At 49.4% G+C, this 25,233-nt stretch carries 22 protein-coding genes, 3 pseudogenes and 1 CRISPR repeat array; of the genes and pseudogenes, 14 read left to right on the top strand and 11 right to left on the bottom strand.

Translation table 11 applies throughout. The features are described from left to right. Nucleotides 1-161: 161 nt before the first annotated feature. Nucleotides 162-842: an NAD-dependent epimerase/dehydratase family protein gene (locus C7W93_RS14675; RefSeq protein WP_108440934.1), complete on the bottom strand. Its 681-nt coding sequence runs from the start codon at nt 840-842 to the stop codon at nt 162-164. 725 nt (nt 843-1,567) lie between these two features. On the opposite strand from C7W93_RS14675, the gene C7W93_RS14670 reads away from it, so the two are divergent. Next, a complete protein-coding gene (locus C7W93_RS14670; protein ID WP_108440933.1) occupies nt 1,568-2,368 on the top strand; it encodes a PhzF family phenazine biosynthesis protein in 801 nt (266 codons plus the stop codon). Between the two features lie 73 nt (nt 2,369-2,441). Here C7W93_RS14670 and C7W93_RS14665 read toward each other — a convergent pair. Beyond that, nucleotides 2,442-2,645 (bottom strand): annotated as a pseudogene (locus C7W93_RS14665) (LysR family transcriptional regulator); the annotation flags it as partial. A 104-nt stretch (nt 2,646-2,749) separates the two neighbouring features. On the opposite strand from C7W93_RS14665, the gene C7W93_RS14660 reads away from it, so the two are divergent. Then, nucleotides 2,750-3,166: a cupin domain-containing protein gene (locus C7W93_RS14660; RefSeq protein ID WP_108440932.1), complete on the top strand. Its 417-nt coding sequence runs from the start codon at nt 2,750-2,752 to the stop codon at nt 3,164-3,166. Between the two features lie 53 nt (nt 3,167-3,219). Further along, nucleotides 3,220-3,672: pseudogene (locus tag C7W93_RS14655) on the top strand (SDR family NAD(P)-dependent oxidoreductase); the annotation flags it as partial. Nucleotides 3,673-3,864: 192 nt separating this feature from the next. Here the strand turns inward: C7W93_RS14655 and C7W93_RS14650 are convergent. From C7W93_RS14650 to C7W93_RS14630, 5 genes are all read right to left on the bottom strand, one after another. After that, on the bottom strand, nt 3,865-4,362 hold the full coding sequence (locus C7W93_RS14650; protein WP_108440931.1) for a DUF4166 domain-containing protein: 498 nt from the start codon (nt 4,360-4,362) through the stop codon (nt 3,865-3,867). A 117-nt stretch (nt 4,363-4,479) separates the two neighbouring features. Next, nucleotides 4,480-5,190: a DUF899 family protein gene (locus tag C7W93_RS14645; protein ID WP_108440930.1), complete on the bottom strand. Its 711-nt coding sequence runs from the start codon at nt 5,188-5,190 to the stop codon at nt 4,480-4,482. Between the two features lie 173 nt (nt 5,191-5,363). Further along, the gene (locus C7W93_RS14640; protein WP_108440929.1) at nt 5,364-5,954 is read right to left on the bottom strand and encodes a molybdopterin-dependent oxidoreductase; all 591 of its coding nucleotides are present in this window, start codon (nt 5,952-5,954) and stop codon (nt 5,364-5,366) included. A gap of 178 nt (nt 5,955-6,132) precedes the next feature. Further along, nucleotides 6,133-6,708, bottom strand: coding sequence for a TMEM175 family protein (locus tag C7W93_RS14635; RefSeq protein ID WP_108440928.1), 576 nt, complete (start codon nt 6,706-6,708; stop codon nt 6,133-6,135). A gap of 214 nt (nt 6,709-6,922) precedes the next feature. Continuing rightward, the gene (locus tag C7W93_RS14630) at nt 6,923-7,225 is read right to left on the bottom strand and encodes a panthothenate synthetase (protein WP_108440927.1); all 303 of its coding nucleotides are present in this window, start codon (nt 7,223-7,225) and stop codon (nt 6,923-6,925) included. A gap of 1,315 nt (nt 7,226-8,540) precedes the next feature. Between C7W93_RS14630 and C7W93_RS14620 the strand changes: the two genes are divergently transcribed. From C7W93_RS14620 to C7W93_RS14605, 4 genes are all read left to right on the top strand, one after another. Then, the gene (locus C7W93_RS14620) at nt 8,541-9,731 is read left to right on the top strand and encodes a hypothetical protein (protein ID WP_108440926.1); all 1,191 of its coding nucleotides are present in this window, start codon (nt 8,541-8,543) and stop codon (nt 9,729-9,731) included. Nucleotides 9,732-9,778: 47 nt separating this feature from the next. After that, entirely contained in the window at nt 9,779-10,786 is a 1,008-nt protein-coding gene (locus tag C7W93_RS14615; protein WP_225869893.1) for a hypothetical protein, read from the top strand. A gap of 160 nt (nt 10,787-10,946) precedes the next feature. Next, complete coding sequence (locus C7W93_RS14610) at nt 10,947-11,591, top strand: hypothetical protein (RefSeq protein ID WP_108440924.1); 645 nt, start codon at nt 10,947-10,949, stop codon at nt 11,589-11,591. Between the two features lie 79 nt (nt 11,592-11,670). Beyond that, entirely contained in the window at nt 11,671-13,053 is a 1,383-nt protein-coding gene (locus C7W93_RS14605) for a CsgG/HfaB family protein (protein ID WP_161539942.1), read from the top strand. Nucleotides 13,054-13,257: 204 nt separating this feature from the next. Here C7W93_RS14605 and C7W93_RS14600 read toward each other — a convergent pair whose 3' ends face one another. Then, nucleotides 13,258-15,402, bottom strand: coding sequence for a TonB-dependent siderophore receptor (locus tag C7W93_RS14600; RefSeq protein ID WP_108440922.1), 2,145 nt, complete (start codon nt 15,400-15,402; stop codon nt 13,258-13,260). 290 nt (nt 15,403-15,692) lie between these two features. On the opposite strand from C7W93_RS14600, the gene C7W93_RS14595 reads away from it, so the two are divergent. Then, on the top strand, nt 15,693-16,286 hold the full coding sequence (locus C7W93_RS14595) for a bifunctional 2-polyprenyl-6-hydroxyphenol methylase/3-demethylubiquinol 3-O-methyltransferase UbiG (RefSeq protein WP_108440921.1): 594 nt from the start codon (nt 15,693-15,695) through the stop codon (nt 16,284-16,286). 103 nt (nt 16,287-16,389) lie between these two features. Here the strand turns inward: C7W93_RS14595 and C7W93_RS14590 are convergent, their stop codons facing one another. Beyond that, the gene (locus C7W93_RS14590) at nt 16,390-17,997 is read right to left on the bottom strand and encodes an ATP-binding protein (protein WP_108440920.1); all 1,608 of its coding nucleotides are present in this window, start codon (nt 17,995-17,997) and stop codon (nt 16,390-16,392) included. Between the two features lie 437 nt (nt 17,998-18,434). Between C7W93_RS14590 and C7W93_RS14585 the strand changes: the two genes are divergently transcribed. After that, nucleotides 18,435-18,998, top strand: coding sequence for an isoprenylcysteine carboxylmethyltransferase family protein (locus C7W93_RS14585; protein ID WP_201747265.1), 564 nt, complete (start codon nt 18,435-18,437; stop codon nt 18,996-18,998). A gap of 81 nt (nt 18,999-19,079) precedes the next feature. Here the strand turns inward: C7W93_RS14585 and C7W93_RS14580 are convergent, their stop codons facing one another. Beyond that, on the bottom strand, nt 19,080-19,715 hold the full coding sequence (locus C7W93_RS14580) for a DnaJ domain-containing protein (RefSeq protein WP_108440918.1): 636 nt from the start codon (nt 19,713-19,715) through the stop codon (nt 19,080-19,082). A gap of 573 nt (nt 19,716-20,288) precedes the next feature. On the opposite strand from C7W93_RS14580, the pseudogene C7W93_RS14575 reads away from it, so the two are divergent. Beyond that, a pseudogene (locus tag C7W93_RS14575) lies at nt 20,289-21,086 on the top strand (DUF3300 domain-containing protein); the annotation flags it as partial. 48 nt (nt 21,087-21,134) lie between these two features. Here C7W93_RS14575 and C7W93_RS25495 read toward each other — a convergent pair. After that, nucleotides 21,135-21,737, bottom strand: coding sequence for a hypothetical protein (locus C7W93_RS25495; protein WP_370446462.1), 603 nt, complete (start codon nt 21,735-21,737; stop codon nt 21,135-21,137). A gap of 196 nt (nt 21,738-21,933) precedes the next feature. Continuing rightward, a CRISPR array of direct repeats spans nt 21,934-22,196; the repeat unit is 26 nt; unit sequence AGCAACCGCATCCGCAGGTGCAGCAA. 12 nt (nt 22,197-22,208) lie between these two features. Here C7W93_RS25495 and C7W93_RS25280 point away from each other — a divergent pair. The 4 genes from C7W93_RS25280 (at nt 22,209) to C7W93_RS14555 (ending at nt 25,174) form a co-directional block, all read left to right on the top strand. Continuing rightward, on the top strand, nt 22,209-22,337 hold the full coding sequence (locus C7W93_RS25280) for a hypothetical protein (RefSeq protein WP_255419180.1): 129 nt from the start codon (nt 22,209-22,211) through the stop codon (nt 22,335-22,337). A 314-nt stretch (nt 22,338-22,651) separates the two neighbouring features. Then, nucleotides 22,652-23,218 (top strand): phosphatase PAP2 family protein, encoded by a 567-nt coding sequence (locus C7W93_RS14565; protein ID WP_225869892.1) that lies wholly within the window; start codon nt 22,652-22,654, stop codon nt 23,216-23,218. Between the two features lie 57 nt (nt 23,219-23,275). Beyond that, entirely contained in the window at nt 23,276-23,431 is a 156-nt protein-coding gene (locus C7W93_RS14560; protein WP_108440915.1) for a DUF3096 domain-containing protein, read from the top strand. A gap of 621 nt (nt 23,432-24,052) precedes the next feature. Further along, nucleotides 24,053-25,174, top strand: a complete 1,122-nt coding sequence (locus tag C7W93_RS14555; RefSeq protein WP_108440914.1) for a porin — start codon at nt 24,053-24,055, stop codon at nt 25,172-25,174. Nucleotides 25,175-25,233: the final 59 nt, after the last annotated feature.

Raw genomic sequence — 25,233 nt, 5'->3', positions numbered from 1 at the left:
GCTAGCGCATGATTGTTGCGGCAAATTTTTGATGATGGAAGGCAGCAAGTTCAATGCGAACATGAGCTCTTGCTACGTCAAAACATGATTACTTTAATCAACTTCAGCTCTCTCTCTTTCTTTAGATTTCTACCTGAATTTCCGGGCAACTATCTATTTTTTCAATCAATAGACGGGGACAGTGCCAGACGTGCGATATCTCTGGATTCCAGCACGAAACGGCCAGATCCGCGCCGCATCGCGTTGAGCATGGCCTGACCGACCTCTTCCGTAGTCACGACAAAGCTGGGAAATAAGCTTTTCATCACGGGCAACAAGGGTCTTGTCAATTTGTAGAAGCGCCGATAGCTTGACGTTTTCGATTGGATACCATGCAAGGGCTGAATGATGGCCGGGCGGAATAGGTATACACCGGCGAAAGGTAGTTTCTTTAGTGCATTCTCAGTCTGCCCTTTGACCCGCGCCCACATGCTGCGACCGAGTTCGGAGCTATCGGTGCCAGCACCGGATACATAGATAAAGGTCATCGCTGGATTCAGCTGGACCAATACGTTGGCAACAGTCAGCGTGAGGTCGAAAGTAACGTGCCGATAGGCTGCCTCGCTCATTCCAGACGAAGATACGCCCAGGCAGAAGAAGCAGGCATCAATCCCCCGCAACTCGGGTTCAAGCGAGGTCAAATCGAACAAATCGTCCCGGACCAACTGGCGGACCTTTTGGGACGCCGATTCGATTGTCGACCGAGCCAGCAAGATCACCTCCTCTACATCCGGCGCGGCAAGGCACTCCCGAAGCACACCCTGACCAACCATCCCGGAAGCGCCTACGATCAATACTCTCATTGCAATATCTCCTGATTTTGCTGCATGGTACGCCAACTGGACGGGGTCTTTCCCTAGTCTGCCAATCTGCTCCGCTCAGGCATACGGGCAAGGTGGATCAGAAGCCATTTCGTATACGCTGCGCCTCCCCTTGTGCCAGAGAGTTTACTTCTAAGTCATCACTAGCATTAAAGCCATCTCCGAAAACGGGGCGCAGGGTTTCTCAACCGAAACATCTATAGTGCCGAAGAGTAAATATATTAAACGCAGACATTGATTTTTCCAAAAGTTAATTACAGTGGTGTGACGAAGGGTTAACAACTAAATGCAGTCTCAGATTTGCCAGCCGAAACTGTCGCGTACTCCTTAACGGGCATCACTTCAAGACCTGACATTGTTCATTATCACAACGCATCACAAGGGCATCGCCGTCGTTGCAGGAGAGCGTATAAGTTCGAATTCTGGGCCTTTGCCGGTGAGGATGGCATGTGGTGCACGCGAGCAAGGTTGCGCTTGCGGAAGGTGTTTAGTCTGATAGGAGCATTGGCGATCTGTCCCTGAGCGCCATGTCGTGAAATTCATGATGCGGAAATTCTGGAACAGTTATTATTATTGTAGTAAGCGCCGGCGATATAAATTAGTACGCATACGCCACTGACTAATTTGATCCATTTTTTTGCACTTGGTCATGAACATAGCAAATGCAAAAATAGATCAAACGAAGATGCCATTTCAAAAAGGAAAAAATGAAGCTCCCCATCTATCAAATTGACGCTTTTACGAATGAGGTATTTAAAGGTAATTCTGCCGCAGTAGTACCTCTTGAAAGTTGGCTGCCAGACGCCGTGATGCAAGCGATAGCAGTTGAAAATAATCTCTCTGAAACAGTATTTTTTGTTCCTGGCGCTGAAGATACCTTCGCAATACGATGGTTTTCGCCACTCAAAGAAATTGATTTTTGTGGGCATGCAACGCTCGCGAGTGCGTATGTCATATTTGAAAAAAACAAAGATATGCCGGTCATTAAATTTTTGACTAAAGCAGTTGGCACCTTGTCTGCAGTCAAATTGCAAGATGGGTCGATAGAAATGAGTTTTCCGAAACGCAGCCCGGAACAATTGGAAACGATACCTTCAAGTCTGCTCGAAGGACTATCCATCAGACCGAAAGAAGTTTTGAAAAATCAGCAGGCTTACTTCGCGATTTATGAGAACGAACAAGAAGTAAAGGATGTTGTACCAGATCTGCGAAAGCTCATTGAACTTGGTCCGTTGGGCGTGGTGGTGACAGCTCCCGGGGACGATCATGATTTTGTTTCACGTTATTTTTGGCCTGCCAATGGTGGGGAAGAAGATCCAGTGACAGGCTCAATTCACGCCGGCCTTGCGCCGTTTTGGGGTAGCAGGTTAGGGAAAAATAATCTTGTAGCACTGCAAGTATCACGCCGTACCGGATTACTGAGATGCCGTATTGAAAGTGATCGTGTTTATGTTTCAGGGGCAGCGGTTCAATATATGGAGGGAGTGATTGACATCCCGTCAGCCTAATCGCGTACCCGGTGATTTTTAATCTGTCTGACCTGCTCGCTGAGGTGATGTGATTTAGTCGCTTTAAAGGCATCAGCAGGCGTTCACTGGCGTCGGTGGCGGAGACGCTGCGCGTGGTGCGCGTCAGCAGACGGATGGCCATCCGGGTTTCCAGCGCGCGTATGGTGTGGCTGAGCGCAGACTGCGACACGCCTAGTTGCGCGGCGGCGCGTGTAAAGCTGCCCTCGCGCGCGACGGTCACAAAGGCTAGTAAATCGTTGAAATTTTCACGTGCCATTCATGAATCCTTCTCATAAGTCCATGCCGATAATAGCATCTAATCACAACAGTTCTGGCGCGCTAAACTGCTTCCATACCTTCACAGAATGCAAAGGAAATGCAATGGAACTCAAACGCGTAGGCACGATTGCTTCGATGAAAGGCCCAGAGACTAACTTTACCGGGCAGGTTCGGGTAGAAATGCTGAATACGCCGCTCGCACCGGCCCGTACTTCCTGCGCCAGTGTCACCTTCGAGCCCGGCGCCCGCTCTGCCTGGCACACCCACCCACTGGGCCAGACGCTGATCGTCACCGCCGGTTGTGGCTGGACCCAGTGTGAGGGCGAACCGATCGTGGAAATTCGTGCTGGCGACGTGATTTGGTGCCCGCCTGGGCATAAGCACTGGCATGGAGCGACACCGACTACTCCTATGACGCATATCGCGGTGCAGGAGGCGCTTGATGGCGTCGCGGTGGTCTGGATGGAAAAAGTCAGCGACGAACAATATCTGGCGGGAACGGTTGCTGCATCCTGTTGAGCCGCAATCCTGGACATCCAGGTTAAATGGATCAGGCACGAAAGGGAATGTGAATGAAAGGCGTTATCGTAGTCATCGGATCGGGATCGATCGGGCAGGCTATCGCCCGTCGAGTCAGCGCAGGAAAGCACGTTATCCTGGCAGATTTGCGTGAAGAGCACGCTAACGCCGCCGCAAAAACTTTCAGCGAAGCCGGATTTGAGGTAAGCACAGCCGTCGTCGATGTCACTTCACGTGAGGCTGTCCACGCGCTCGTCGAAATGGCCGAGGCATTGGGTCCCATCACGGGTTTGATCCATGCCGCAGGTGTTTCTCCGACGCAGGCATTGCCCGCCCATATTCTGAAGGTCGACCTATATGGCACGGCACTCGTACTTGAGGAGTTTGGTAACGTGATCGCTCGCGGTGGCGCGGGGGTGGTGATCGCGTCGCAGTCTGGGCACCGTCTTCCAGCGTTGACCGCGGAGCAAAATAAGGTGCTGGCAATCACACCAGTTGACATAATGCCGGATAGCCGTAACTCAAGGATAAAGGGTAAGTGGGAGATCGTTTTAAAGTACGCGAGAAGGTGTATGCAGTTTTCGCTTGATTATGTTGCCCTTGAACTGTTTTCAATCAAGGAGATTTAATGGACGCATGTTTCCTTGCTCATGAATATAAATGGGCCAAATAGTACAGAAAGCAGCAATACTTCAGCGCTAAACACAAACCGCTTGCTTATCCTTCACCGATTCAATTTTAGGCTCCAGCCATCCTCTATATTTCACGATGGTGCCAGTAAGAGGATGTCGGATTTCTACATTGAAGCAAAATTTACCATCTTCGCAAAATTCATACGAATCTCCGCCAGGGGCCCAAGAGAGCGGAAGCAGTATGCCGAGAAAATTCCAGCTGCGGACGATGAAGCGCAATCGGTCTTCATCGATGACGATTGCTAATCCGAACGAGAGCGGGCCAAAGCGTTCGCGCAAAAGTTTATCTGATCTACCTTTGCCCAAAGAGAGTTTGCTGGCGAATGATCGTCCGCCGAATGTGCGTTTCCATACTTGCATATCGGGATGTGATATCGCTGTGAAATCGACTGCGATGTTGTGACCGGCATCAGGGAAGCCGAGCATTTTCGCCGCAAGTATGTCATCCATCTTGCCGCGCTCAACACTGGCTAATCTGGTGAGGTTGGATAGCTTGCCCGACATTACCGTCGAGAGCCGGTAATATGGGCAGCCTTTGTCAAGACGCGTCGAAATACTTCGCTTACTAGTTACCCCCAAACTAAAGGCGAATTAGCACTAAGGACAACGCTGGATCGTGCGCTAGGCCTGATCGTAGGTTAATGCCGGGCGCCAGTCAGTCCCGCGTCCTTCTGGCGTGAGATCTAACAAATTCCACAAAGGCCAGAACGCATCGACATGCCGGGGATCCTGACCGGGATTGCGTTGCGCGAAGAGAAGTTCGGTGCAGTAGGTGTGATAAATCTGGCCCTCACGCTTTACGAATACGTTGAGCACGGGGTTCTGCCCTCCGTTTGCGGTTTCGCCGTGATAATCAGTGTTGAAGCTATTGTGCGCTGAGGATAGGAGAGGGAGTTTTTGCCATCCGCGCTCTTGTGCAAATGCCTGAATGCGCTGAATTGGCGACTTCGCGACGACAGCAAAGTTAACGCGTTGGAGCACGTGCGGCATGGCCCCGTTTAAGCCGTCAAGAATAGATGTGCACGACGGACACGGACGCTGCATGTTCGGGCTGTACATGAAGCTGTAAATGAGAAGGCTATCTTTGCCTTCTTGAAATAGCGCAGATAATCGGACTTTTTTTCCTGTATCGGAAGAGTCGGGATCGATGCTGGCTTGCTCGAAAACATAATCCTCTTTTAGCAGGCCGCCAACGGGCATTTCTCTGCGCAACTCTGCAACTTTTTCTACTTGCTTGCGGAGATCCAGCTCCGCTTGCAATAGCGCATCGCGCGCTACCCGATACTCGTTGCTTTCGCCAGGGAAGCGGATTGAATGAAGTGAAGTTTCCATTGCGCACTCCTACGGATGAACGTTGCGGGGACAACCAGCTTCTGAGGTCTTTCCAAACCAGTATAAATCAGCGCAAGAGAAGAGCAACCCTACTATCTCGACACCAAATATCGGGCGTCGCAACAATAAATGTCTGTAGCAATCGCACTACATTGCCAACGGTAACCGTATGACTAAGCAGTACCCAACTCAATGTGATACAGCGCCCAAGGGCATAAGGAAAACCGTGCTGATAGCGGTCGCGACATCATGTCGGGAAAGCGATCTGGTGCATAAACCGCCCATAACGGCCCCAAACCTCCGAGGGGAATTGGTTGCCCATCGAGATGCGTGGCGACAATAAAACCATATTTTCGTATGTCTGCCAACGCGATTTGCACGACATACCCATCGACGGCACGTAATTTGACGGTTGTGTTGCCGGGTAACACGGCACCGGCAGCGGTTGCGATTACATCGTTTAACAGCGGACCTCGCAAGGCGTGCGCTTTAGCGTCGTATTCGAATGTCGGCGTTATTTCAACAGCGGGCAAGGACGTCAGGGCGGAGAAATTATAAACATAGGCCTTGTCGAACTGTATGTTTTGCTTGTGCATCATCTGATCCAACGCCGGATCTAATGCGCCGCGATTACCTTTACCGATTGCACCGCTGATTGTCAGTAATGTCGGGCCATTTTCTTTGCGTGATTCTGTTCTTTTTTTGGCAAAAGTCGGGACCGTGGCAACACTAAGTGCGGCGAAGATAAATTTTCTTTTTCTCACGCTGATCTTCCAATCGTCTGGTGGTTAGCTGGCGTTCGTCGCTACATTGCGCTAGGCCAAAGATAGAGGGATTTTACGCCACTTGAGGCGGGTTCTGTGGGATCGCTATAGCTACGATATAACTTCTAAAACGGTTAATCTTCAGCGTCGTCATGCCTTGGATTGACGCCGCAGGGCATCATATTTCGACCACTTTCTCGATCCGGCGATCCGGAATCAGCCACATGATCGCTACCAGAACATACATCGCCAGCGCGATCCAACGATTGACAAAAGAGAGTGGGATGGCGACAGCATAAGCCACGACTGATAACTTACCTTTTATGTCGTTGCCTATCGCTTTGGCGAGTGGTGAATCTGCTCCGTGAAGTCTAATCAGGCTGCGACTCAGGATGTAATAAGCAATACCAGCCATTAGTAGTACCACGCCATACAGCGCAGTGGGCACTTCGGAAAAGTGATTTTCGCCCATCCATCCGGTGGCAAACGGGATCAGGGACAACCAGAATAGAAGATGTAAATTCGCCCAAAGCACCGGGCCACTGATTTTTTGTGTCGCGTGAAGCATGTGGTGGTGATTATTCCAATAGATTCCGGTGTACACAAAACTGAGGATGTAACTGAAGAATACCGGGTAGATCAACCGGAGCGATGCCAGGTCGTCGCCGTGCGGGACTTTCATCTCAAGCACCATAATAGTGATGATGATCGCGATCACGCCATCGCTGAATGCTTCCAGGCGGCTTTTACCCATTCAAATTTCCTTCGTTAGTTTATAAACAACGCAGGAAACATACTAACCGATTGTGCCGGTGAGAAACCGGTCTATGCAATCGCAGTGAGAGAGGGACGCAAGCTATCTGATACGTGAGGAGTGTTCACCACGAAAGTAACTGCTATTGATCGTGCACATACAGCGTACGTGCACGACATTGACCAATGAACGCGGCTTTTGACGTAGCCGCAAATCACCATTTTTTTCCTAACTCTTCCAGTCCGGCATTTTTTAAATCATCCGGCGTCATGACTACTTTGAATTCCACGCTGGCGTTGAAGGTGAGAAACCATGGCTCAGCAAACATGGGAATTTTGGACGGGTCGTCGACATTCACGAACAATAGGCCTGATCGTTGCCCGTGCTGTTCGGTAAAGTAAGCAGCCTCTGGCTTTAGTTCGTCCATGATGCGTCCCATTTTTTTGCTGACGGAGCCGTCCTTGATCGCTGCATTAAATTCAGCATTGGGAAATTTGACATTTAATAGCATGCGCATAATTGCCTCCTTATAGATGGTGTAATTACCCTGATAAAGGTATCGATCAACCCATATAAAACTGATTTTCAGTTTAGGATTTCTGCGTAAATTTGCGACCTGTCATTTGAATTTTAGTGTGGTGAATCAATGCGGATGTAGAAGGCAGGACGATAGTGTCGTTGAACGGCTATCTGATCAACAATCGTGAACGCAATAAGATACCGTTGTCGCCAAAAGTTGAGCACGGTTGGTGGTATCAATTCTATTTTGCAACTGAGCGCGGTCGGGCGGGTTATGAGGCCAATCGACGCGAGTTTGGGGATCTAATCTGAAAGGCGCATTCGCCGAAATGGGACTTCAACGAAGCCACGTTTAATCGCTCGGCAGCGTCCGTCGACAATGCTGATTACATCAGCATTGTTAGCCATAGCGCGCGTGCAGACCCGCACCGTTAAAGTGCATCCCGTCTTGCTATGACGGTGAGAGTTTGTCGGTGTGAATGACGATGGTGGTAATAGGGCTGCTATCTGAATAGCAAAACTAACACCAAAATCAAAATAATTGTTCCGATACCTATATACATATGACCTCCGTACGTTGGTTAATTCATTTCCGGATATGCCACCAAAAACGTTGCGTTATATCTGCGAAAACGTCGTACTTACTATAACGTCTGAACTTCAACTGCGGAGTAGGATGACGACCTTTTACGTTGTAGGAAAGCGCGAGTGTTTCAGCGCGGCAATAGCTTAGATTTTTTCTTTGCAGACTCTTTTGAACAAGCACAAAGAATAATGTTGGTATTTGTTCTTGAAGCGTTGTTTCCAACGTTTTAAATACTCTTCTGTAGCTTGGTTTTCCTCCGATTGAATAAGACTTTTATTATTCAATATCCCGATCCTCCGAATTACATTTCTGCAAAATTCTTTGTCAATTTATTCTGGCTAAGCCAGTTTTGTCGTTTTATTGATTTTTTCTCTCAAATTAGCTATTCATGCCACTACTTATTTTCAGAAAAAATTGTGCGCGGTGTTGGTTGTATTCGTTATAGGGAAATAGGCATTAAATAGCCAAAAAAATCAAAAAATATAATCATTAAAGTTAATGTTGTTTGATAAGAAGTTGGGAATGGAAATCGATAAATATAACAATAGTTAACATAAATATTTAAATGAAAATAATTTCCGTGTGGTAAGGTCCACGCTAATTATAAAAATTGAATTTTAGGCAAGCTAGTTATTAGCGGGAAAATGGAATGTCGCTACGCTTTCAATTTAACCCAATCTTAATGCAATCTTAATGTTATATAACCCGTAGAGTAGGGCGTGTTTTTATGAGTATTAATTATTTTTCTCGTCGGTTTTTCCCCGCCATCGTTATCGGCCTAATTTTTCTGGCGGTATTGGCATCCAACATCAGCCATGCTGCCACCGTGACATTAGCTGGGCTGGCTTATTCGGGCGACAGTAAGTCGATTGCAACGCGCTTCCCCTATACCAAGCGTCTGGAACTGGCGCAGGCCACTGGCGGCAGTTCGCTTAATAAGCAACTAGCGCAAATGATGGCTAAAGCTAAACCGGCTAATTTCGAGCTTCAGCAGCTTGCTTTGTCCGAATTAAAAGGGCAAGACCAGACGATTGTGCTGGCGTTGGTGATTACGGGCGAAACCGTTTCTGCCGAGCGATTTGGTAATATTGCCAAGTTGTTAACGCAAGTACGCGCCCAAGCGATGTTTTTTGACTTTAAAAGTATGACGGTTTTACGTACTTATCCGTTTAGCTTTAGTCATTTGGACGTGATTGATCACTATCCGAGCAAGAATGAAATGAACGAACGGTTTCAAACCGTTTTTTATGGTGATCAAGGTAAGGCCGGGATTCTTGCCCGTTTCGCTGATGCGGTAAGCAGCGCAACCATTCCCACCAACGTGCCGCGTTTTATACAGGTCACCGACGTTAATATCGGGGCGGAAGCGCATCCGGTTTTATCCAAGTTGGTCAAAAATGCTAATGGCGAAGAAGAAACGCTAGTCGCTGATTTGTTTGCGGAGAGTTTATCCAGCAAGACCGGGATTCCGGTGCTGCCTTTCTCAAAAGGCTATGCGATTGGCAACGTGATGTCCATGCGGATTGCTGATGGCGATGTCTATAACCTTAAATTACCTGAGCCGGATTATGCGATTTCATTATCCGTGCCGCGCTTTAAGAAAATCAAAAGCGGTGAGGCGGCATCAGGTGCCAGTTATATTTTCGGCGCTTATAGCCATGTAACGATCAAAGAGCCGGTTTCTGGTCGCACTTATATGGATGCCGATTTCAAAAATGGCGAAGTCAAATTAGTCCCGGCCTCGCAAGACACGATCGACGATTCTCCCGCTTACTACGATGCATTAAAGGGGTTGTTTACCAAGCTATCGGGCAATCTGGCCGGTACACCTTCTGATTGGCTGAAATCCGCTACGGCTGCTTCAGATATTTCGCAACAAATTAAAACAACGCAAGAACTACTCAAATCATGCAAATAATCCGTTCGCTATTTTTATCTCTTCTGCTGCTGACAAGCACATCCGCCATGGCGGAAACCGCCAGCGCTAAAGGCCAGGCCACCGTCAAATACAACACTTCGTTGTTTAGTTCTAAAGTGAGTGCCGAAGACAAAAGCAAGGCGTTACTACAGGCGCAATTAAAAGCCGTGGATAAATATTATGCCGAAGCTGGCGATTCACAATCAGAAAATCTGGATGTGATTCGCGACAAAATCAAGGCTGATCCGGATCGTTACCTGTTGGAAACCGCGATTTTGAGCGAAGAAGATCGTCCTGATATGAAGCAATATTCGGTCACCGTTCGGGTCACGCTGAATGTATCGCAATTGCGCAATGCGGTGAAATCCAAATCTGCCGTTGCCAATTCGAGTAGCGGTGAGAAATCGAAATTAACCTTTATTTTCGTATCGCGCCAGACCGACAGCGCGCAAAGTTTCGATGACAAAGTTTATAAAGGCATCGAAGTGAAAGAGCAGTCTAAGGGGACGCGCAACTCTGGCCAATATCGCGCTTCTGTAGAAACAGGCGGCAGCACTACGCGCAAGGCGACTAAAAAAACTTACACCATTTTCCCAAGCAATTATCTGAAAAGTGTCTTCAACGGTGTATTCGCAAGCGCTGGTTTTAAAGTCGTTGACGCTGCCTATCTTGAGCCGTACAGCAAAGGTTTGTTGAAGATTAAAAGTGTAGAGAGCGATTTCAATTCAGGCAACGATCTGCAACCGCAAACCGAACGCAATGTCGCCATGGGCCTGCAAAACGCGCAAGTGCCTTACATCGCTTATGGAACGCTGGACGTGCGTTTGTCGGATACAGATCCTGCAACCGGTTTGTTCCGTGTATCCGTCGCCGCGACTGGCAAGGTATTGGATGCGCGTGAATCGATTCCTGTCACGGTCGCCGAAGTCGGCCCGATTCAAAGCGCTGGCTTGGGTCCTACGGAAGAAGAAGCCCAAACTAATGCACTGAAAAATGCCGCCGATAAAGTGGCGAAAGAATTGCTCAGCCAAATGACCGGCGCAGGAATTCGCTAACTGTATTCAATAAGACTGATCAATAAGCCTATCGTCAAACTGATTGATTAAGCTTATTGATCAAGCTTATTGATCAAGCTTATCAACACCATTTTTGAACTGGTTTGTATAACTAGTCGCTTCATTCTCACCCCTTATTTTTTCACCCAATAGGATCACCATGCAAAAAAATATCATTGCTTTAAGTTTGTCGTTGGCCGTTGCCCTTCCTTTGTCAGCGAGTGCATTTGATTTGTCGGGCGCTATCGGTAGTGTCACGGGCAGTAAGTCAGATTCCGGCTCTGGTGGTGACGCTGTGGCACAACAAGATGCTTTGGTAAATTCTTATGTCGCGGCGAATAAAGAAGTGCTGACCGCGCAATACAAGATGGCAAGTGCGCTGGGCGCAAGCGACGCGGCTGCGTTAGCCAAGGCGGAGGCGGCAGCGCTTGGCTCCGGTGCGACGGTGGATAGTTTGAGCAAAGCCGATAGCGTGCAAAGCGATGTGTCAAAAGCGATCACCGAACGTCAGAACGCCGTGGGTAACAACATGGATGCGGCGGCTAAGAAAGAGTACGCTTCCGGTCTGGCATCGCTAGGCAAAGGGGTCATTCAGTACGCCGCAATGACCACAAAATTTAATGCGTTTAAAAATGCTGTTTCATCGGTATCGCCGTTAGCGTTGACGAAATTGAGTGCCGGTGCTTACGTTGTTAAAACCTTCCCAAGCAATAGTTCAAATTTGCATAAAACGTTGACACAAGCTGTGAGCTTTGCAAAAAGCAATGCCATTCCTGTGCCTGCTGATGCGACTAGTGCGTTGTAAGAAGAAGATATTTTGAAGTAAGAAATGATCGAGTTGTTCGGGCAACCGTCCAATAATCAACATGAAGAGGTTGTACTGTATGAAGTTGCCTGAAATTCTCTGTGCAGCTGGCTTGATATTGTCAGTTGCTGCTTGCTCAAACGATGAAGCGCCTGCGCAGCCGGAGGCGGCTTCTGCAAGCGCCCAGGTTGCTGCTGCACCCGCGCCAACGGCACCAACCAACGCGATGCCGGATGCTGGCAAATTGACCAGCGTTGCTACTACCGCGACGGGAATTGGTCCTAGCCCTGCCGACGCGGTGGATGAGGCGATCAAGCTGGCGATTAAACAAGTCAATGGCGTGACGCTTGATATGAGTTCCGAACAGTTTCGTTCGGTGCTGGCGGTTGCCCTTGGACGTGATTCAGCGCAGCTGCAAGCAAAAGCTTTTTCTGATCACGTAGCGCAGCAATCGAACGGCGTCGTTACCAGTTTCAAAATTACGAAGATGGAAGAGCCGTTCTTAAAGGGCAGTCTTTCGTTCATAACAGGCGGCCAATTTAAGGCGACGATTGAAGCTAATATCGCCAAATTCGATGCGCCGGCGGATACCAAAAAACTTAAAATCGTAGTTGGTCCGATTCGTTTTGATGCGCAGTCTTTCAAGGTCGCTGGTGCTGCGGTGCCTTCTGAAAAAGTTGCCTCTGAGATTCGTCAGAAGATTCTGGACGCACTGACGAATACTGGGCGTTTTGCTGTTTTAGATCGTGAATTGGGCGGTGATATACAAAGCGAGCTTGATATGATCAGCGCCGGACAAGCGCCAGCCGCTGAGCTGTCAAAAATGCGGCAGTCCGTCAGTGCCGATTTGATCTGGACCGCAAAAATCGATGCTTTTTCTTATCAGAATAAGCAAGGAAATTGGGCGCTCTCTCAGCGCATTATTAACGTTGCGACGCGTCAAGTGCAATTGTCCAGCGTTTTGCAGGGCAACGTTAGCAATCCGCAGGCCGATAGCCAAGGTGCCGATAGTGCGGTTCAGACACTCGAAACAGGGATGGTCAGCAGTGTGGTCAGCGCCATTCTGATGCGCACATTCCCGATTACGGTGGCCTCGCGCGATGGTAATAATGTGGTGCTCAGCCAGGGTGGTCAATCGGTCCGGGAAGGTATGCGTTACCAGTTAGTCTCGATGGGGGCGGAAATCAAAGATCCGCAAACCGGCCAATCTTTGGGGCGTACTGAGTATGATTGTTGCGAAGTGGTGGTGGATAAAGTAGGGCCAACGATGGCGCAAGGCCGTTTGGAAAACATTCGTATGCCGCTTGAACAAATTCAGCCAGGCGGTTTGCAATTGCGTAATTTAAGCGTCGCCAAAGCTGCGGATGCGCCAGAAAAAACGGCTACCGGCACCACCGGTAAGAAGCCTGTAGCACGTAAGAAAGAAGTCGATATTTTTGCTAGTGATAAGAGTAAGTGGTAAAGCAAAAAGCCCGCTGTGTGAGCAGCGGGCTTTTTTTGCTTAAGATTTTGCAGCATCGCAGCGACTTAAGCTGACCTTGCGAATTGAGATTGTTACGTAAAACCGTAATGCGATTTCAAATCGACTACCTACATCCGCATCAATCTCTACATCCAGCGTTGATCCTGCAATGTCTTGCCGGGTCAACGTTCTGGCTGCCTTCTATTACATCGAATAACGCAAGGTCAATGCCATATTGCGCGGCGCTCCCGGCAAGCTCAGATTAGGGCTGCTGCCGTGGCCTGAAATGATGTAGCCAGCATTGAAAATATTATTCAGATTGAGTTGGACTTGATACTTTGTCGTTCTGTACGAAGCCATTGCATCGGCGGTGAAATAACCCGGTAACGATACGGTGTTACCCGGATTGGCAAACCTGCTGCCGACCGCATTGGCACCGCCGCCTAACGTGAAACCATTACCGATTTCTTTAGTCAGCCAAATGTTAGCGCTGTGAACCGGCGTTAAGGTGGCGCGCTTGCCTTTAAATGGAACGCTGCTGGCGACGCTCGGGCTGCCAGCAACGTTGACGCTGGAATCCACTGCGACTGAATCGGTGATTTTTGCATCCAGATACGCGTAGCCGGCAAGGACGTTCCAGCCTTGTTTCAAGTTTGCGTTCATGGTCAGCTCCATCCCATCCGTGCGCTGTTTACCGACAGGAATGATGAGTCTGGTCGTCGGATCGGTGACTTTAATATTGTCGCGCTCCAGACGAAATATCGATACGGTGCTGCTAACGTGGCCGTCAAAGAAATCGTATTTAGCGCCGATTTCGGTATTTCGGGTGGTCTCAGGAGACAAGTCGGCGTTGTTGGTCGCTAACGCAAAGTTCTCGCCAGTTGGCTGGAATGAGCGCGTCCACGATGCGTAGTAAGACTGCATCACGGTTGGTTGCCACACCAGTCCGGCGCGTGGGCTAAACGCTTTATCTGTGCGTGATAAATCGCCCGGCGCTGTGCCGCCAACGATCAGCGACTTTTGTTTGAAGCTGTCATAGCGCAAGCCTAGCAATGCTTTCCATTGGTCGTTAAAGGCGATCGTATCTTGTAAATAGGCGGCGGCCGTATCGTACTTGCCAAAGGTGGAAGTGGCAGCGCCGACGATCGATGGATTTACGCTAGGAATAACGGGATTGAAAATCGACACATTTCTTGCTACGGGTGTACTTGCATAACTTACGGCATCTTTGTTTTGATGACCGAATTCAACGCCGTACAAAATTTCATGTTTGGTGCCTGCAAGCGTTAGTTTTTGGGTCAATTCTGTCTGATTGATCCAGCCGTCTTCGTTGCGATCAAGTCGGGCATGCATGACGGTCATCGTCTGCGCAACTTCGTTCACATTGCCACTAATATTCGTGTTGTTTCGGCGCAGTTGGTAATCGTAGTAACGGAATCCGTTGCGCAACGACAGCGAGTCGTCGAAGCGGTGTGTCAAGGTAGCCGAGGTCGAGGTTACGCGTGACTGACTGTAGTCGGCATCGCGTGCGTTCGCTGCGCCGTAATAGGTGCCCGCGGCAACACTTACTGGCCGCCCTTGATAGGATGGAATGCCGAAGTCGGTCAGGCGGCGATCTTCCAGATAGTCTGCTTGCAACAGCAATTTTGTATCTGGCGATATACGGAAATCTACCGAAGGCGCAATCGCGGTGCGGTCTAGAAATTGTTGGTTGCGATAGCTGTCGGACTGCTCACGCGCGCCGGTCAAGCGCCATGAAACAACTTCGCCGCTGCGGCCCAGATCGATCTCGCCGCGTCGGCCTGCATTGCTGGTCAGGCTGATACTGGCGTCGGTAACATCGATGCCGGGCTTTTTGGTGACCCGATTAATCAAGCCGCCGGAAGAACCGCGACCGTATAGAACGGCGGCCGGGCCTTTGATGATTTCCAAGCGCTCGACATTCGACAAATCGCGGAAGTACAAAGCATCGTCGCGGAAACCGTCGACAAATTGATCGCCGATGGCGGTAAAGCCGCGAATAAACACTTGATCGCGCTGACCATCGCCGGTCGACAAGCCGACGCCGGGGATGTTTCTCATAATGTCTTGCAGGGATGTGGCGTGCTGGTCGCGGATGACTTCAGCAGGAACTACGTTGATGGTTTGCGGAATATCGCGTAACGGGGCTTCACTTTTGGTGGCGCTGACTGCCGATTGTGGAACGTAACCGTCGCTGCTTTTAGCGCCGCTGACCACGACCTCAGGCAGACTTTGATCGGTCTGCGCCGATGCGTTGAGGCTGGTGAGAGATGTTAATGACAAAGTGGTTAATACCGCCAGATATCCTGGTTTGAAACGCAACGTCATGCTGAATCCTATTGATAAGTGTTAGTACAAATGATAATGATTTCTATTAATATTAACAAATAAATGTAACTACTTGTAATTTTTTGTAACAATTTAGTCCCTAAAATAGCTAAATTAGTCCTTATGCGTGACGATGATAGGCGTGCGAATAGCTGCCATTTTGTTGCGTGTATGGCACAATTTTTAAACTCGTAGGGCATTCCGACGGGCTTGTCACAATTAATATTTATGCTGAGTTCGTCCCATTAAGGGACAAAAACAGTCATTTTTACCGTAAGGATCTGGCCGTCATGGATAAAGAAACATTGCGCGCTTACAACAGCGCTGCCGCCGAGTTTTCGAAAGAGTGGGGCGATCAACCAGCGCCCGACGATCTATATGATTTGTTGGTGCAGTATTTCAAACCGGGACTGACTGCCGATATCGGTTGCGGCTCTGGTCGCGATGCTGCGTGGCTTGCGGCGCGTGGTTACACGGTGCATGGCTATGATGCTTCGGAGGGGTTGTTGGGCGAAGCAAGGTCGTCGTATCCGCATTTGCTCTGGGATGTGGCGACGCTGCCTGCACTTGAAAACATCCCGCAAAATACGGTTGAAAATGTTCTGTGCGAGACGGTGATCATGCATCTCGCACCGGATACGATCACACAGGCTGTACAACGCCTGCGCGACATACTTTTTCCCGGCGGAACTTTGTATTTAAGCTGGCGTGTGACCGAAAACAATTCACAGCGGGATAAACATGGGCGCTTGTATGCCGCGTTCGACAAAGATTTGGTGCTGAAAGCGTTAAATGAACACGATAGCGTGCTGCTGGATCGGGAAGAGACTAGCGCCTCTTCGGGCAAGAAAATTCATCGCTTGATTGTGCGCAAGGCGGAATGAATTGGTGATCGCTACACGTTCTTAAAGACGCATTTTTTGCGTACGACGACCGTCAGACATGATCGCAAATGGATTAGTCTGATGGCGTAATACCAGTCTGCATTTATACGAGACTTATTGGCCCGAGCGGCAACCGCAATACCACCGTTGTCCCCACACCTGGTTCGCCGGAAATGTTCAGCTCTCCACCGAAATGGCGGGTACGCTCATGCATGCCGAGTATGCCCCACGATTCGCCATCAAGCAGTTGCTGCGCATCGATACCTTTACCATCATCCTTGATTTCAATACTGAGGGTGTGTTTATGGTAACCAACACTAATTTTCACATGGCTCGCCGCAGCATGGCGCACCACGTTGGTCAGCGCTTCCTGCACCACGCGGAACAGCATCGTGCTGCGCTCGGGATCGAGATTGATCGCCGCCGCACCGGTGCTGATGCTGCATCGGCATTGCAGGTCTGTGCGCTCTTCGATTTGCCCTGCATACCATTCCAGCGCAGCCCACACGCCTAGCTGATCGAGCACACTCGGGCGCAGTTCTGCAATCACGCGGCGCACTGTTTCGATGGCAGTGTCGGCCTGTTCCACCGCTTCCATCAGCAGCAAATCTTCGGGCTGTCCGGCGCGTAACGAGCGGTCGATAGAGACCGAGACATTGGCCTTGATTCCGGTAAGTACTGCGCCGAGGTCGTCGTGGATGTCGCGGGCGATGCGTTTGCGCTCGTCTTCCTTGATACTTTCCTGATGGTCGATAAGCTTGCGTAAGGTCGATCGCGAGAGATGCAATTCGGTTTGCGCCTCTTCCAGGCCATCTACTTTATCAGTCAATTTTTGATTAAGTCGGCGTAGCTCTAACCGTGCATGATGCTGTTCGGTGGTGTCGCTGCCGTCAACGAAAATGGCAGAAACATGGCCGTCTGCGTTTCGGATGGGCTGGAGCACAAAATCCAGATACCGTTGATTGCCCGGACCATCCAGCGTTTCTTGCAAATAAACCGGCATTTCGTAGGCCAAAAATGGCTTGCCAGAAAGGTAGACCTGATCCAGCAATTTCACTAATCCCTGACGCTCGAATTGCGGAATCGCCTGACGCACAGATTTTCCAAGTACGTCATAGCGTGGAAAAAGTCGCATGAAGGCCGCGTTCATAATGTCGAAAATATGCTCAGGTCCCTTCAACAAGGCCATAAAACTCGGCGCATGATCAAACATTTGCTGGAGTTGATCCGCCGCAAATCGTGTGGCTTTTAAAAGGGTGATATTTTCCCGCTCTGCCAGTACCCGACGCGTGGTTTCCGTCGCGACTATGTACACACCGCAAACCGATCCCGATTCATCTCTGGTCGGTGAATAAGTAATCGTGAAATAGCGGGTTTCGGAGATGCCCGACGGGACGATGACATATTCCTGATCTTCGAGATGGACACATTCTCCGGTACTCAGGACGCGGTTATAAATCAGCGTATTAAAGTGCCATACCTCAGGCCAGCAGTCTTGCGTGCGTTGTCCGAAAGCCACCGGATGACGCAGGCCCAGCAGCGGTCGATACGCGTCGTTGTAGATTTGGATTAGCTCCGTCCCCCACAGCACGATTGTCGGCAATGGCGAATCAAGGGCCATGGTGACGGCAATGCGCAGACTGGCGGGCCAGTCGCGGATCGGTCCCAGCGATGTTTTGGCCCAGTCGATTTGACGTACTAGCGCCCCCATTTCGTTGCCTTCGGGGGGCCAAACGGGCGAGGTATAGACCAATTTTCTTCCTATTGTTGACAACTATTTTATTGTGATTTGAATATCTTACGCACTTTAGCAGAGTTGTTCAGGATCGGATTTCACGATTGCCAGCAATGGTTGAGAAATGTGACATTCTGATAAATTAGGTAGAAAATTGCCTTAAATCTGCCCTTTTTGTCGTTTTTTATGCTGATTACTCATCCCATAAATGCAGGTTAAGCGATATCGCATGGATTGTAAGCATCGGGCGGAAATAGTGGGGAACACACGCGGCAAATGCCTGGTGCTAGTATTTAAAGATGCAGAATTTAAATCGAACCGCGTTCTCTGGACTTCTCCGCCTTTTAATTGCTCTGGCGGTATTGATATTTGTTCCTTTAGGCACGCTCAACTATTGGCAGGGGTGGGTTTTTTTGACGGTATTTTTTGTTGCGGCGCTGGCGATTACCGTCTACCTGATGAAAAAAGATCCTGCCCTGTTGGCGCGTCGCATGCGTGCTGGTGCACGTGCGGAGACGGAGAAAAATCAAAAGATTCTACTGAAGCTGGCCGAGGTCGTCTTTGTAGCGATATTCGTTTTATCGGCAATCGACACGCGGTTTGGTTGGTCTGTCGTGCCGCTATACGGCGTGATAGGTGGGGATGTTTTAGTAGCAACCGGCTTTTTCATCGTATTTTTGGTGTTTAAGGAAAACACTTTTGCATCTGCAACCATTGAGGTCGACACGCACCAAAAAATCATCTCAACCGGACCCTACGCGCTGGTGCGTCACCCAATGTATAGCGGTGCCATCATTATGTTGCTCGGCGTGCCGCTGGCACTTGGTTCATTGTGGGGCTTGGCACTAGTCGTTTTGATGACGGCATTAATCGTAAGGCGATTACGTCTTGAAGAAGATTTTTTGGTCGAGCATTTGTCAGGCTATCAAAGCTATCAACAGGCGGTTAAATATCGCTTGCTGCCATTGTGTTGGTAATTTGACGTACGCCGTTGAACCGATAATTTCAAAACCAAACTGGAATGGTCCTATAGCAAACGACATGTGCAACAAGTCGCTTTAGCGATTGGTCGGCATATTCAGGGCAAGTTGTGTCGTAGCGTTTTGCCTCTGACCATATTTCGCTTGTCGGGCAGCCTGCGCGTCATCGCGCGCCTTAGCCTCGGTCGGCTGCTCTAACATCAAATGGATTTGCTGGCCTTCTAGTCGGGCTTGCTCAGAATTTTTCCGTTGTCGGTCGGCTGCGTGCTGGTCATCCAATAGCTTCGCTTTTTGCAGTGAAGCCTTTTCCGCGTAAACCTTCAACAGCGCAGTTTTAGCGTCGGCCTTGGATTTTTCGGTCGCCAATGAGAATTGGTCGATACGGTCCTGGTTATCTTGCGTTTTATAAAAATACAGGGTGCCAACCACTAAAACGCTGCTTACCAGGCATATCGATAACCATGGCAGCGACCCTGACGCTGCAACTTCGTAGCTGACTTGTGTCGTTTTATTGAGTTTGGCATCGTAGGCCGCGCGCCGCGCCTCAGAAGAAAGCACGGCGTAAGCTTCTTTGATTGCCATCAATTGGGCTTTGTTGTGCTCCGGAGACGGACCTTCGGTTTCTAATTTTCGAGTCTGGGCAGTGTATGCCTGCTCAACCTGTTCAGCCGTGGCCCTTAGACTTAGCCCGAGGATTTCGTATAGCGTTGTCATAATTGCCAATCTGAAGGAAAGAACGTCATGTATAGCATGAAATGTTGTCGTTAGGCTATTTTCTTAGATCCCGTCGATCTGGCTAGAAAACCGATCCGAACACATACTTGGCAAGGGTTTAAAGAATGGCGCAATCTCGGCGGATTTTTTGCGACCTTAACCTTAAAAATCATTATTAGTAGAGCGGTATCGATCGATCAATTAGCCGTGACGGTCTCTGTTTAAGATTCCGATCTTAATCTTTGTTTTAATTTCTTATGCGAGTCCCAAATAGCTAAGCGGTATCTGGATGTGAGCGCTCGCTACTTCTATGGACAGCAGCTGTGCCGCTGTCAACCAGCGACGGTTAGCGGCGTTACTTACACAGCAAGTGACTAATTACCGCTGTTAGTTTAAGCAACGGTCACTGAATTTTTTAGCTTATCCGCGCAGAGTGAATAGATTTTCTATTTTCTTCCAACCGTCAGCCAGGGCAGGGATATGCAATAGTTTGTAACCTCTTATTCTCCCGATAATGTTACGTGATAATTTGCCGTCATTAACACCACTAATCGCGATTACTGTGAGTTCAAAATGCTAAATAACAAGAAGACACTTTCATTCATGCTCAGTACGACGTTGTGCGTAGCGCTGTTACCGCTGGCGGGCTGCGACAAAAAAGCGCCCGACCAACCGGTTGCGGCGGATGCGGCTAGTCCTGTTAAGCCTGCTTACGTCCCGCCGACAGCTGAACAGCTCTATCAGATGGTAGGGCCAATCGCATTATTTCCCGATAAATTAGTAGCGCAAGTGTTAGCAGGTTCGACTTATCCGGATCAAATTACGGCGGCCGACGGCTGGCTCGCGCAGAACAAGAATTTGAAGCCTGCGCAACTGCAGACCGCAGCCAATCAACAGCCTTGGGATGTCAGCGTCAAAGGCCTGACAACGTTCCCCAATGTACTCGATCAGATGGCGCAAAATATCCAGTGGACGACGGCATTGGGCGAGGCTTACGTCAATGATCCAACTGACGTGATGAATGCGATTCAGGTCATGCGCCAGCGTGCATCAACTAGCGGAAACCTTAAATCTACCAAACAGCAAAAAATAGCGGTGCGGCCACGCGCTGATCGGACGCCACCGCCATCCGGTTATGTACTGCAACCGGGCGAACCGCCAGTGTATTCAGGACCAGAGGTGATTCCTGCGCCGCCCGACATGATTGTTATCGAGCCAGCAGAACCAGATTATGTGTATGTGCCCACTTACGATCCGCGCGTGGTCTATGGCGAACCTTTGCCCGTCTATCCGAGTTATCGCTATCAGCCGCCACCGCCTGTCTATAGCACTGGCGAGGTGGTCACTACCGGCGCGATTTCATTCGGTCTGGGCGTTGCCGTCGGTGCGGTGATCAGTAATTCTAACTGGGGTTGGAATTCATGGGGCGTGCATTGGGGTGGCGATCGGGGCCGTGGTCCTGATGATGGTCGTGATCGTGACCGCGGCGGTCCTGATGGCGGTGGTGGAGGAGGTGGCTGGCATCGGCCAGCAGTGGTGTATAACAATTCGACCTATGTATCGCGTTCGACTACGGTCGTTAATCGGGTGACGAACAACTACAATAATTCGAATACCACTACTAACAACAATGCCAATATCACCAACAACAATAACAACAATAACAACAATAACAACAATAACAACAGTATTAACACGCGAAATAACACGAATAATAATGCGGTTCCGACCGGCAATAATGGTGCGCCAGCGATTGCTGCGCAAGCCGGTGGTGGAAATCCGAACAATCCGGCGCGACCAAATTTTGCGCCTCAAAATCCACAAAGAGTAGTCGTCCCGCCAGGTGCAAGGCCAGAAGGGGCCGGAGCAACGCAGCCGAATTTCGGCAACATGACCCGACCTCAGCCTAATCAAAACAGCGGTGGTGGTATTCGTCCGCCGGTTTCGTCGCCAAATTTTAATAACATGACCAAGCCCGACTTTAATCACGTCGCGCCAGGCGCCGGGAATAACCAGCCGCATTTGAATCCGAATCCCGCTGCGCCGACAGAGAACGGCAGGCCGCATCCTAATCAAGAACAACGCTTCGAAAATATGCCGCAAAACCGGCCCGCAGCGGCAGGTCAGACACGGCCAGAAATGACGCGTCCGCCACAAGCACCCGTTGCACCCGGCGCGCACACAGAAGTGCGGCCACCGGTGCAGCAGCAAGAACGTCCGCAAGTGCAGCCGCAGGTGCAGCAAGAGCGTCCGCAACCACAGCAGCAACCGCATCCGCAGGTGCAGCAAGAACGTCCGCAACCACAGCAGCAACCACAGCAGCAACCGCATCCGCAGGTGCAGCAAGAGCGTCCGCAACCACAGCAGCAACCGCATCCGCAGGTGCAGCAAGAGCGTCCGCAACCACAGCAGCAACCGCATCCGCAGGTGCAGCAAGAACGTCCGCAATCACAGCAGCAACCGCATCCGCAGGTGCAGCAAGAGCGTCCGCAGGTGCAACAGGAACGTCCGCAACCACAGCAGCCGCCGCATCCACAGGCACCGAATAATCATGCGGAGCCGCATGAAGGTGGTGGCGGCCATCCCCATCCGCCGAAGAAGGATGAAGGTAAACACGAGTAATTCGGCGATTGGTCGACGTACGATTTTGCGTGACATATAAATGTGCGCGTGAAGCCGTTGCGGCTAACGTGACGTGCCATTTAAATAAAAGCCTACCCTAAGATTTTTTCGGGTAGTTTTTTATTTTTGAAGCGTACGCTATCGGGATGGCAATTCTTGCTTTGAAATGTGCTAAAGGATCTAGCGATCCTTTACACTGTATTTTTAGAACACATGTTATTCGCTGAAAACTTATGAATGCATGGAGCACTTTCACCCATTTCGGCAACAGCACGGTAATGCTTTCCGTCGCGGTAATAATAACGATTTGGCTAATGACAGGATCTGCCTGGCGGATGGCGTTCTGGTGGTGCGTACTGTTTGGCGCAGGTCTTCTGATAGTGTTGGCGACTAAAATTGCTTTTGTCGGCTGGGGTATCGGCATACGAGATCTGGATTTCACCGGCATTAGCGGCCATGCCATGCGGGCTACGGCGGTGATGCCGGTGATGCTGTATCTGATGCTGCAAAATACGCGTCGACCGCTGCTTGTCGCTGGCGTTTTGCTTGGCCTTTTATTCGGTGTATTGATTGGTATTTCACGGCTGGTCGTCAACGTACATTCGATTTCGGAAGTGGTGGCGGGATGCTTACTTGGAGGGATTATCAGCATTGTGTTTTTGTTGATTGCTGCGCCTCTCCCAAAGCCTGCCATCCGTTGGTGGTATATCGGACTAAGCTTGATAGTCATGCTGGGAGCAAGCCGCGCAGAGCCAGTGCCAAGCCAGCGCTGGGTCAGAGATGTCAGCCTTTATCTTGCCGGGCACGACCGACCTTATATTCGCGCTACCTGGAAAATGGCCCCAGTACTACGCAAAGCGCCAATCGATGCGGACGTATAAAGATAGCGGTAAAACCTTCTCCTCATATTTCATTTTATTTTTTAACTAGGCGGCATTATGAACATTCACATCACCATGGTTCCATTGGTTTCTTTGATTGCTGGCATTCTTATTTTAGTCATGCCCAGATTGCTGAATTTTATTATTGCTATTTATCTTATCGTGATAGGCGTGATAGGTTTGTTTGGCGGAAGTCATTTTCATTTGTATTAAAAGATTGCATTAACATGGCATTCTTTTTTTATCGAAAGGGCGCATGTCCGACATAAAAAATGTCGTTGTTCACGCGTTACCGTACGGTACATAACGTATAAATTTAGCCGCCGTTTTACGTCAGTCCCGAATATCTGAGAATGCTCGCGTTACTGGTTGAAGTTGACCGGTAGCGTGAAAATGCCAGTATCTCCATCTACGCTTTTAAAGCGCATTCCAACCTTACTTCTTTACTGCTGTTGCCACCAATCAAGGCAACCAATCGCAGCATATCGGCATGCCTGGAAATTTTCAATGCACCTATATTTTGTGTAGATAAGGTCCTGTTATAGGACAAATCTTAATTGTTTGGCTCAGCTCCATTTTAGGAAAAATCCCAAACTTGCCGTGTTTTTCTTTAGAGATAATCGCTTCTCACAATGCGTCCAAACTATTTTCTTCCATCCCAAAAAATAGCGGGGAGTAGACGCAATGTCGGTCTTCAATTTGTTCACCCGGCTATTTTTTTATGGCTGCAAGGACCTAAAAGGCGTTACGAAATAAGGCACTCCATCGCCTTATTGTCCGTCACAGCAGATATGTGGATTCCTAAAACAGTTAGTCAACTAATAAAGAATATCAATGAAGAAATCACTCATTACACTGGCCATTCTCAGCGTAAGTGCAGGTGCAGTACAAGCGCACGGCTCTGTCAATATTTATGGGGTTGTCGATACAGGATTAACGTTCTCAAACAATATCGAAAAAAATGACGGTACTGGCAACGGCGGAAAATTCAGTATGAATTCCGGCGTGATTCAAGGCTCGCGTATTGGCTTCAAAGGCACCGAAGATTTAGGTGGCGGGTTAAATGCCGTATTTCAGTTAGAAAGCGGTTTTAGCAGCGACACTGGCGGTCAAAGCCGAACCAACAATGGTTTTAACCGTAAGTCAGTTGTCGGCTTGTCTGGCAACTTTGGTACTTTTTTGATGGGTAATCAAACAGATATGTTGGAAGACGCTGGCGATCTGACCTCAAATCAAGATTTTGGATCGATTGTCGGTTTATCTGCGCACAATTTTAATCGCCTTGGCGGTATTCAGGTACGCAATTCAATTCGGTATAACACCCCGAATCTAAACGGCTTTACCGGTAGCGTCATTTACGGTTTTGGCGAACAAGCTGGCAAAGCCAATGCCGGCCAGTCCTTCGGTCTCGGCGGTATTTATAAAAATGGACCTTTGGGTCTGTATCTGGGTTACTTTCAGGCCAAATTGGGAAGAACGCCTAGTGATGCTTTGGTCGGTACGATTGTCGATCTACTGCCAAAGAATTTGAAACCGACAGCTAAGGATGATGGCTTGACCGCTACTAAGACGGTCAGTCTGGGTGGTAGCTATCAAGCAGGGCCGGCGCGCTTGTACGGGAATTGGTCGCGCTTTAATGTGCCTACTCTAATTCGTCAGGACGTGTACGAAATTGGTTCTGACTTTGCTTTGTCGGCACCGCTGCATCTGCTCGCTAGCGTGCAACATGTGCGGTACACCACCGATGTTGAGATTACGAGCAAAAAGCCTAAGACAACGCAACTTAATCTAGGCGTTGATTATTGGCTGTCCAAGCGTACCGACGTGTATGGATTTATGTCGTATGCAAAAGGAAGCAACGGTTCTCCTGTAGGTGTGTGGGATTATGCTTCACAAGAGTCTGATGACAGCAGCAAGCAAGCTTCGATGAGCATTGGGATTCGCCACAAGTTTTAATGTAGAACTGTGGAATCCGTAACAGCATTACGGATGTGATGACATGCCAAAAATGGTGC

It is taken from the genome of Glaciimonas sp. PCH181 (assembly GCF_003056055.1).
Classification (GTDB): domain Bacteria; phylum Pseudomonadota; class Gammaproteobacteria; order Burkholderiales; family Burkholderiaceae_D; genus Glaciimonas.
This window is presented reverse-complemented; position numbering and strand designations above follow the sequence as displayed.

What these genes read in the sequence shown, in the direction of transcription:
- C7W93_RS14675 (WP_108440934.1), bottom strand. Translation starts at nt 842, where the DNA reads ATGAGAGTATTGATCGTAGGCGCTTCCGGGATGGTTGGTCAGGGTGTG.
- C7W93_RS14670 (WP_108440933.1), top strand. Translation starts at nt 1,568, where the DNA reads ATGAAGCTCCCCATCTATCAAATTGACGCTTTTACGAATGAGGTATTT.
- C7W93_RS14660 (WP_108440932.1), top strand. Translation starts at nt 2,750, where the DNA reads ATGGAACTCAAACGCGTAGGCACGATTGCTTCGATGAAAGGCCCAGAG.
- C7W93_RS14650 (WP_108440931.1), bottom strand. Translation starts at nt 4,362, where the DNA reads ATGTCGGGCAAGCTATCCAACCTCACCAGATTAGCCAGTGTTGAGCGC.
- C7W93_RS14645 (WP_108440930.1), bottom strand. Translation starts at nt 5,190, where the DNA reads ATGGAAACTTCACTTCATTCAATCCGCTTCCCTGGCGAAAGCAACGAG.
- C7W93_RS14635 (WP_108440928.1), bottom strand. Translation starts at nt 6,708, where the DNA reads ATGGGTAAAAGCCGCCTGGAAGCATTCAGCGATGGCGTGATCGCGATC.
- C7W93_RS14630 (WP_108440927.1), bottom strand. Translation starts at nt 7,225, where the DNA reads ATGCGCATGCTATTAAATGTCAAATTTCCCAATGCTGAATTTAATGCA.
- C7W93_RS14620 (WP_108440926.1), top strand. Translation starts at nt 8,541, where the DNA reads ATGAGTATTAATTATTTTTCTCGTCGGTTTTTCCCCGCCATCGTTATC.
- C7W93_RS14615 (WP_225869893.1), top strand. Translation starts at nt 9,779, where the DNA reads ATGGCGGAAACCGCCAGCGCTAAAGGCCAGGCCACCGTCAAATACAAC.
- C7W93_RS14610 (WP_108440924.1), top strand. Translation starts at nt 10,947, where the DNA reads ATGCAAAAAAATATCATTGCTTTAAGTTTGTCGTTGGCCGTTGCCCTT.
- C7W93_RS14605 (WP_161539942.1), top strand. Translation starts at nt 11,671, where the DNA reads ATGAAGTTGCCTGAAATTCTCTGTGCAGCTGGCTTGATATTGTCAGTT.
- C7W93_RS14600 (WP_108440922.1), bottom strand. Translation starts at nt 15,402, where the DNA reads ATGACGTTGCGTTTCAAACCAGGATATCTGGCGGTATTAACCACTTTG.
- C7W93_RS14595 (WP_108440921.1), top strand. Translation starts at nt 15,693, where the DNA reads ATGGATAAAGAAACATTGCGCGCTTACAACAGCGCTGCCGCCGAGTTT.
- C7W93_RS14590 (WP_108440920.1), bottom strand. Translation starts at nt 17,997, where the DNA reads ATGGGGGCGCTAGTACGTCAAATCGACTGGGCCAAAACATCGCTGGGA.
- C7W93_RS14580 (WP_108440918.1), bottom strand. Translation starts at nt 19,715, where the DNA reads ATGACAACGCTATACGAAATCCTCGGGCTAAGTCTAAGGGCCACGGCT.
- C7W93_RS25495 (WP_370446462.1), bottom strand. Translation starts at nt 21,737, where the DNA reads ATGCGGCTGGTTATTCCCGGCGCCTGGCGCGACGTGATTAAAGTCGGG.
- C7W93_RS14565 (WP_225869892.1), top strand. Translation starts at nt 22,652, where the DNA reads ATGACAGGATCTGCCTGGCGGATGGCGTTCTGGTGGTGCGTACTGTTT.
- C7W93_RS14560 (WP_108440915.1), top strand. Translation starts at nt 23,276, where the DNA reads ATGAACATTCACATCACCATGGTTCCATTGGTTTCTTTGATTGCTGGC.
- C7W93_RS14555 (WP_108440914.1), top strand. Translation starts at nt 24,053, where the DNA reads ATGAAGAAATCACTCATTACACTGGCCATTCTCAGCGTAAGTGCAGGT.